Source organism: uncultured Candidatus Kuenenia sp. (assembly GCF_900696675.1).
Classification (GTDB): domain Bacteria; phylum Planctomycetota; class Brocadiia; order Brocadiales; family Brocadiaceae; genus Kuenenia; species Kuenenia stuttgartiensis_A.
The window spans coordinates 1-7,954 of sequence record NZ_CAADGZ010000142.1 but is presented as its reverse complement, the minus strand read 5'-3'; the positions used below and the strand labels follow the sequence as shown (position 1 = coordinate 7,954).

Sequence of the window (7,954 nt, the reverse complement as noted above, 5' to 3'; positions counted from 1 at the left end):
CGTTCATATCCAAACACGGGCAAATGCTTCGCCCCTACTTTTTTCAAAAAACCAAAGTGTTACCAAATGTTTGACGAGGAGTAATTATTCAGCGTAAACGATACACGGCTTGTTACCAAACAGATACTTCACTATGTTCAGTACAAGGTTTGGGAACGAGTTGCGCTCTGATCTCCGGTAGTTTAATAAATTACGCTGAATAGTTACAACGAGGGAGGAAAAAGAATTATTATTTAAATGAAGAAGGTGCAAATTGATTTTTTGCGGGATGGTACATGCGGAACGGGTGGCCTTGGAGTGTGAAAAACGGCTATTTTTGTTCTTTCATTACTTCTGTATACGTTTTTACTAACTTATTACGGGCCTCCATCATATACTTAAAACTCACCTCCGCTTTTGACATGGCAACCATAACCTCATGTATATTTTCAACTTTGCCCGATGACAAATGCTCTATGCTATCATTGGTTTTTGTTTGCAACTCATTAATCTCATTAAAAAAACTGCCGAATGCATCCTGAAATGAAGTCCCTTTATCTGTTTGTTTCTTAGAATCAAAGTCATTCTTATGATTCTGAATTATTTGATCTTTTCCGAGGGGTGATATCGCCATAAAAGGAACTCTACATTGTATTGTATAGTTTAAAGGCAAGTCTATATATTTTTTGAATACGCAACAAACTGATAGACTAAGTATTGGGGATTTATTCTAACAACGTTGCTGGCGGTGTCAACAAAAAACCCCGCAATTAAGGTGATGCCATACCTGTCTTTTTAGAAATATTATTGGTGGATTCGGCGTAAAAACCAACGCCTTAATCCACCCTACTCATAATTTAAACGCAAAGGCAAAAAAAGATTTTTTACCGGATAATACTGTAGTAAGATATCCGGAGCAAAAATAATCTATGGTAATTGGTCATCAGTCTTTCGTCTTTCGTCTTTCGTCTTTCGTCACTCGTCATTGGTCAATTGTAAGCTTGTGAATAATTTTTTAATCTGTGAAATCTGTGGTTCCTCTTTTGTATTACCGTATTTCGTGCATGTTCGGTTCTGGCTTGTCCAGGTTAGGATAGTATTGATATGAAAGTGTTACTGTTCACCCTGTGCCAGGCGGCAAATATTGATATTAAAAATAATTTAAACATCCTCGGTGCCTTCGATATGATTACGACGACAAGGGTACCCATTGTATATTCCAGCACCCTTGTATTGAAATTGCGGTTTGATAAAAGAGACGCGGGGAAGAAGACATTCAGAATATCTTTCATTGATGCAGACGGGAAAAAACTATTGCCCACACTAGAAAATGCGTTTTTCGTAACAATTCCAGACGGGAGTTCATTTTGCTTCATGAACTTTATTCACCCAATTCATAAATTACCGTTGAACCATTTTGGCAATTATTCCATAGATTTTTCTATAGACGGGGCACTTGTCTGGTCGTTTGAGTTGATAGTAGCCGAAGCAAGAAAAAATGTCACATAGCGCTGCAAAGGGGTTTTTACCAGGTGATGCTATAGTTTATTACGTGTCTGAAACCGGTTATCCAAATGAGAATCCCATTTTTTTTAGAATATGGATCCTTTTATCTCTCCATCGAACAAGATCATTTAAACCAATTTGTGGTGTTTTTTTCTCGATTTGTATGAGCTCCGGCAATCCTGATATCATTTTGGCGTCAATTTCCGGTCTTCCGCCGTCTATAGACTCTCTAAGGTTGACAAATGCATTTTGTGGCGGAATGTTATACGCTTTTATGAAATGAGAGACACTTTGCAAAACGCCCCGAAGGATATATGTTCCGCGTCCGGTAACCGTAACGTTCTCACGTTCAACGAGCCTTTTTGCAAGGCTTTCATCATAAAAAAACCTTGGCGATAATTCGTCCTGCCGTACAATTTTCAAGTTATTCTGCCCAAACATTTTTCTTGCATGTTCGACAAGAGACCTTTCCTGCTCTTTTATAGAAGAGAACACTAGCCCGTCTAAGACAACAAATCCATATACTCCTTCGTTTTTCGACACAGTCGTTATGCTGTTCAACAGTCTGGCATGGTATGTCATTTTACCGGAAGAAGATAAGAGAAAACTCATATATGGACTTACCAATAAATATATTTCTTTTATGTTTCTGCTTTCCTCTAACATATTTCTTCAAGATTCCTTGCTAGTCTGCTATCCCTATCTATAACATTATACATGAATGGGCTATGTACAATACCTCTATCCATGGAGCGTCTGCTATCCCTATCTATAACATTATACCCGTCATATTGGGCAGTGAAATTCCGTTTCTTATTCCAATGCCTGTTTGATGTATTTAATATATAATCACAAAACAAAACCAAGTCAAGGACTATGATTTAATTGTGAAGTACGAAATCCGAAACAAATTCCAATGGCAAAATGATTTGAAATTCCAAACAAGCACATCTTTTTTCATGCCTCGTATTGTTTTGCCTGCCTGTGCGCGATTGCACTCAGACAGGGCTGTTTTGGAGTCGTTTTGAATTTTATGCTTTGTTATTAGAATTTGTTTCGGATTTCGTACTTCGAATTTCGTATTTTTTACTTCGTGCTTGTTTGTTTCCAGCTACGCCAGCGTGGGTATTTATGCATGCATTTTTACTGTATACATTGCATTTGACAAGCATATTTGCTTTCCAAAAACCTACGGTTTAACAGAGTTTAAAACATTGACAAATTAACGTTTTAACGGTAATATGCGTTTCTCCAACGAATTCCATCTTACCTTCAATTTATACCATTAAATACACATTTTTTATCATGATGCAATTTGGGAATGTTTGCATAGTCGGTCCCGGTCTTATTGGCGGCTCTATCGGTTTGGCTTTAAGAAAGAGGAATCTGGCAGAGACCGTCATTGGAATCGGACATCAGGCTTCTTCCTTAGAAAGCGCCCTGAAAATAGGCGCCATAGATGTGGGACATTTAAACGCCGATAATGCAGTCAAAAATGCGGATATTGTTATACTTGCCACTTCGGTGGGTAAAATTATTGAGTTTGCAAAACAGGTCATCCCCTTTATGAAAAGCAATTCTGTCCTGACAGACGTAGGAAGCACCAAAAGCTATATCGTCAGGCAGATAACCAAAGACATGAGAGATGATATTTCTTTTGTAGGAGCACATCCGATTTCCGGTTCAGAGAAAAGAGGCATTGACCATGCTTCCCCGGATCTTTTTGAGGGATGCATATGTTTTATAACTCCATTCAACAGCAATAAAAAGGCGGTGGAAACTATTTCTCACTTGTGGAGTTTTCTGGGAGCAAAGGTGGAAAACATCTCTCCTGAAAGGCATGATGAATTGCTTGCATATGTCAGCCATCTCCCTCACCTTGCCGCATCATGTCTTGTAAATGCTATAGCGGAAGATGACTTAGCCTATGGTGCAAACGGCTTAAAGGATACCACAAGGGTAGCCTCCGGCGACCCGGAGTCATGGAGGGATATTTTTGGCCAAAACCGTGAAAACATGATAAAGTCAATTGACCGGTTTGTGGCAGAACTCACCGCATTTAAAAATGACCTGCTTTCCGGAAATAAAGATATGATACTGAAACGGTTGAAGAAGGCTAAGATATCCCGCGATAGCATTTTCCATAATAATTCCAGGACGCACGCTAAAGAATAAGCAGGTGGTTTTTATGCATTCAAGAATAGAAGTTTTTTTAAAGGATGAATATGCAGACCCGCTTGGGAAAAATGTTATATCAGAAATAGAAACCTTTGGTTTAGCGAAAGTAAAAAGCGTCAGAGTCCGGCAGGTCTATATCTTTTTCGGAAAACTGACTGAGAATGAATTAGACACTATTGCCAAAAAGCTTTTGGCAGATTCAGTCACGCAACATTACCTATGCACATCAGATTCTTCTCGTCAAACCCCTCACGAACACTTCCATATTATAGAAGTAAGCCGTAAACCCGGCGTTATGGACCCTGTTGAACAATCGGTTATAAAAGCGCTTCGGGATATTAATATTTCAGTTGACGGCGTTAAAACCGCCCATAAATATATGATTGACGCTTCTGTACCTGCAGAGGCGATACCTGTGATTGCAGCAAAGGTTTTGGCAAATACCAATATAGAAGACGTATTTATCTATCCTGAAATACCCAAATACCGGCAAACGGTTTTTAGCGCACCTTTTAAAAAGAAAACCATATCACTTATAAATGCACAAGACGTCCAATTGGAAAAAATAAGCGCAGAAGGCCAATTGTCGCTAAACATCCATGAGATGCGTGCAATTCAACAACATTATACCACTCTGAGGCGTGAACCAACGGACATTGAATTAGAAACCATTGCGCAAACATGGTCTGAACATTGTGTGCATAAGACCATGAAAGGACGTATCAATTTTAACGGAAAAATAATCGACAACTTACTGAAAAATACTGTGATGAAGGCTACGGAGGAATTGAATGCCCCTTGGTGCGTTTCCGTGTTTAAAGACAATGCGGGTATTATTGAATTTGACGAGGAATACAATGTCTGCTTTAAGGTGGAGACCCACAATCACCCTTCTGCAATAGAACCGTACGGAGGCGCCAATACCGGCATTGGCGGGGTAATTCGGGACATTATGGGCACGGGCCTGGGGGCAAAACCGATCCTGAATACCGATGTGTTTTGCTTTGGGATGCCAGATACGCCGCCTGAGAAGATTCCTAAAGGCGCTTTGCATCCAAAGAAGGTTTTTAAAGGTGTTGTTGCAGGGGTAAGAGACTATGGCAATCGCATGGGGATACCCACGGTGAACGGCGCCATTTATTTTGATGAACGGTATATCGGGAACCCCATTGTTTTCTGCGGTACGGCAGGCATTATCCCAAAGAATATGTGCCAGAAAGAATCCCGGCCTGATGATCTTATCGTTGTTGTGGGCGGGCGAACCGGGCGTGATGGCATTCATGGCGCAACGTTTTCTTCGGCAGAGTTGAATGAGCAGTCAGAACACATGTCAGGCGGCGCTGTCCAGATTGGCAATGCAATAACGGAGAAGATGACACTTGATACGCTGTTGCAGGCGCGCGACAGGGGATTGTACAACTGTATTACCGATTGCGGTGCGGGTGGATTATCTTCCGCTGTGGGCGAAATGGGACAGTATACAGGGGCTTGTGTTTATCTGGAGAAGGTTCCGCTGAAATATGAAGGGCTTTCCTACGCTGAAATATGGATTTCCGAGTCGCAGGAGCGCATGGTTCTTTCCGTTCCAAAAGAAAAGGAAATGGAGGTTATTGCCTTATTTAATGCAGAAGATGTTGAAGCGACAGTTATTGGGCACTTCACCGACGACAAAATGCTTCGGTTGTATTATCAGTCGGAAATGGTAGGCGAGCTGGAAATGGATTTTCTCCACAATGGCTTGCCACGATTAGAACGGGAGGCAATCTGGAACGTGCCCGGTTTTGAAGAACCATCCCTCCCCGAAAAAGAAAATTATGGAACTGATTTAAAGAAACTACTTTCTGAATGGAATATTTGCAGCAAGGAATGGGTAATCCGGCAGTATGACCATGAAGTGCAGGGCGGAAGCGTTCTGAAACCGCTTCAGGGTGTGCAGAATGACGGGCCGGGTGATGCAAGTATTATTAAGCCGGTACTGTGGCGAAACAAGGGCATTATTGTATCAAATGGCATGAACCCCCGCTATGGCGATATTGACCCCTATCATATGGCCGCATCTGCCATTGACGAGGCATTACGCCAGATTATCTCCGTTGGCGGAAATTTAAAGCGCGTTGCCTTGCTGGATAATTTTTGCTGGGGCAACACAAATAAACCCGACCGCCTTGGAAGCCTTGTCATGGCTGCACAGGCTTGTTACGATATTGCCGTGGCTTACGGGACGCCGTTTATTTCCGGAAAGGATAGTTTGAATAATGAATTTATTACAGAGACGGAAACAATTGTTATACCGCCTACGCTTCTCATATCTGCGATTTCCGTTTTGGATGATGTAAGGAATGCCGTATCCATGAATGCAAAGGAACCGGGAAATTTAATATATCTCGTCGGCGTGACCCGTAATGAATTAGGCGGTTCGCATTATTACTATATTCATGGGCATAAAGGGAAAAATGTACCGGTGGTGAATGCTTTTTCAGGAAAAAAAACCATGAATACCCTGTCGATAGCAACAGCCTATGGCATTGTGCGGTCGTGCCATGATTGCTCGGAAGGCGGATTGGCCGTTGCAGCGGCAGAGATGGCATTTGCCGGAGGCTATGGGATGGAACTTGATCTTTCTCAGGCAGTTGTCGAGAGTGAAATAACAAGAAATGACACAATCCTTTTCTCTGAATCCAACACGCGATTCCTTGTTGAGGTTAAGCCGGAACATAAAATAGAATTTGAGGCAGTTATGAAAGACGTACCCCACGGTTTATTGGGCAAAGTAAGACAGGAACCCTGTCTGAAAATTATCGGTTTAAACAATATCACTATCATAGAAGAAGACATTTATGCCTTGAAAGAAGCATGGCAGTCTCCGCTTCGATGGTAATGCGTATGGATGGGTAAGAAAAACCTGTTTTTGACCTGTCTGACTGGAGCAAACATTCACCACTAAGCTGGCTTAGCCAGAACTAAACAAGCACGAGATAAAAAATGCGAAACAAATTCCAAAATACAAAATCCAATGAAAAAAACCGGGTCTTGAATATTTGAAAATTAAAATTTAGAATTTGTTTCGGATTTCACCATCAAATATTTTGCCAAAAAGCACGCACTGACGAATGGAAGTGTGCGAAGAAATTACTGATACTCCTCTTCATTTGTTATTGATTCAAGGTATTTTCCATGAAAACTCCAAAAATCTTAGTCCTTCGGGCTGCCGGAACAAATTGCGACAACGAAACGAAGTACGCCTTTGAAAAAGCTGGAGCAAAGGCAGAGGTAATTCATATTAACGTCCTGCTGAGCAATAAAAAAATACTGGAGAACTATCAATTATTAGCTTTACCTGGAGGGTTTACTTACGGGGATGATGTGGCTGCAGGTAAAATTCTGGCAAACCAGATAAAATACAATCTGGAAGATGAAATAAAAAATTTTATTGATGCAAAAAAACTCATTCTGGGCATATGCAATGGTTTTCAGGTGCTGGTGAGAGCGGGTTTGCTGCCTTCGTTTGAAAGATTTCATCAGGAAGCAACGTTAACCCACAACGATTCCAATAAATTTGAAGATCGTTGGGTGTATTTAAAAATTTGTGCTGACACATCATATTTTATACGCCGGGAGCATGCTCCAATTCTTTATTTGCCGGTAGCACACGGCGAAGGCAAATTCCTCGCAAAGGACAAAGATGTTTTGGATAAAATAGTGAAAAACCGCCAGATAGTCTTTCAATATGTTGATGAGAATGGGGAAGATGCGGGCTATCCTATGAACCCCAATGGGTCGGTTCTGAATATAGCAGGCATTTGTGACCAGACGGGGCAAATTTTAGGCATGATGCCGCACCCCGAAAGAAATGTTGACCCAACACAACATCCATGCTGGACACGTCAGGGACTGAAAGATTCGGGGGATGGCTTTTTGATTTTTAAAAATGCGGTTCAATATATAAAGGAATTTTTTTAAACTTTTACAATAAGTAAGAGCGAAGCATTTGCTCGTTTGGGTATGAAAGCATTTATAACAATATACAGCATACAGCAAATGCTTTGCCCCTACATTAACAATAGTAAGAAAGCATTACCGGAATAGTATATTTTTTATTGCAAGGAGAAGTAATTATGTCGGATGAAGTAAATTCATTATCATTTAATTTAGACAAATGTCATTCCATTCTTTCCCGTGCCGCGTCAAACGATTTAATTCCGATATTACAGGAGATGCAGGAGGAGTACGGATATTTGCCCCTGACGGCAATGGAAGAAGTGTCGGTGCGGACGGACATACCGTTGAGCAG

At 41.1% G+C, this 7,954-nt stretch carries 6 protein-coding genes; 4 read left to right on the top strand and 2 right to left on the bottom strand.

Annotation, left to right across the window (positions count from 1 at the left end; all coding sequences use genetic code 11):
* Positions 1 to 310: 310 nt before the first annotated feature.
* Positions 311 to 613 carry a flagellar hook-basal body complex protein FliE gene (gene fliE, locus QZT26_RS15085; RefSeq protein ID WP_099323985.1) on the bottom strand — a complete coding sequence of 101 codons (303 nt, stop codon included), beginning with the start codon at positions 611 to 613 and terminating at the stop codon, positions 311 to 313.
* Between the two features lie 470 nt (positions 614 to 1,083).
* Between fliE and QZT26_RS15080 the strand changes: the two genes are divergently transcribed.
* Positions 1,084 to 1,488, top strand: coding sequence for a hypothetical protein (locus QZT26_RS15080; protein WP_295103328.1), 405 nt, complete (start codon positions 1,084 to 1,086; stop codon positions 1,486 to 1,488).
* A 57-nt stretch (positions 1,489 to 1,545) separates the two neighbouring features.
* Here the strand turns inward: QZT26_RS15080 and QZT26_RS15075 are convergent, their stop codons facing one another.
* Positions 1,546 to 2,151, bottom strand: a complete 606-nt coding sequence (locus QZT26_RS15075) for a hypothetical protein (RefSeq protein WP_099323987.1) — start codon at positions 2,149 to 2,151, stop codon at positions 1,546 to 1,548.
* 639 nt (positions 2,152 to 2,790) lie between these two features.
* Here QZT26_RS15075 and QZT26_RS15070 point away from each other — a divergent pair.
* The 3 genes from QZT26_RS15070 (at position 2,791) to purQ (ending at position 7,623) form a co-directional block, all read left to right on the top strand.
* A complete protein-coding gene (locus tag QZT26_RS15070; RefSeq protein WP_099323989.1) occupies positions 2,791 to 3,660 on the top strand; it encodes a prephenate dehydrogenase in 870 nt (289 codons plus the stop codon).
* Between the two features lie 13 nt (positions 3,661 to 3,673).
* Positions 3,674 to 6,541 (top strand): phosphoribosylformylglycinamidine synthase subunit PurL, encoded by a 2,868-nt coding sequence (gene purL / locus QZT26_RS15065; RefSeq protein WP_295103323.1) that lies wholly within the window; start codon positions 3,674 to 3,676, stop codon positions 6,539 to 6,541.
* Positions 6,542 to 6,837: 296 nt separating this feature from the next.
* On the top strand, positions 6,838 to 7,623 hold the full coding sequence (gene purQ, locus QZT26_RS15060; protein WP_099323991.1) for a phosphoribosylformylglycinamidine synthase I: 786 nt from the start codon (positions 6,838 to 6,840) through the stop codon (positions 7,621 to 7,623).
* Positions 7,624 to 7,954: the final 331 nt, after the last annotated feature.

Bases quoted from the DNA above. Each gene is read 5' to 3' on its own strand.
- fliE (WP_099323985.1), bottom strand. From the start codon at position 613: ATGGCGATATCACCCCTCGGAAAAGATCAAATAATTCAGAATCATAAG.
- QZT26_RS15080 (WP_295103328.1), top strand. From the start codon at position 1,084: ATGAAAGTGTTACTGTTCACCCTGTGCCAGGCGGCAAATATTGATATT.
- QZT26_RS15075 (WP_099323987.1), bottom strand. From the start codon at position 2,151: ATGTTAGAGGAAAGCAGAAACATAAAAGAAATATATTTATTGGTAAGT.
- QZT26_RS15070 (WP_099323989.1), top strand. From the start codon at position 2,791: ATGATGCAATTTGGGAATGTTTGCATAGTCGGTCCCGGTCTTATTGGC.
- purL (WP_295103323.1), top strand. From the start codon at position 3,674: ATGCATTCAAGAATAGAAGTTTTTTTAAAGGATGAATATGCAGACCCG.
- purQ (WP_099323991.1), top strand. From the start codon at position 6,838: ATGAAAACTCCAAAAATCTTAGTCCTTCGGGCTGCCGGAACAAATTGC.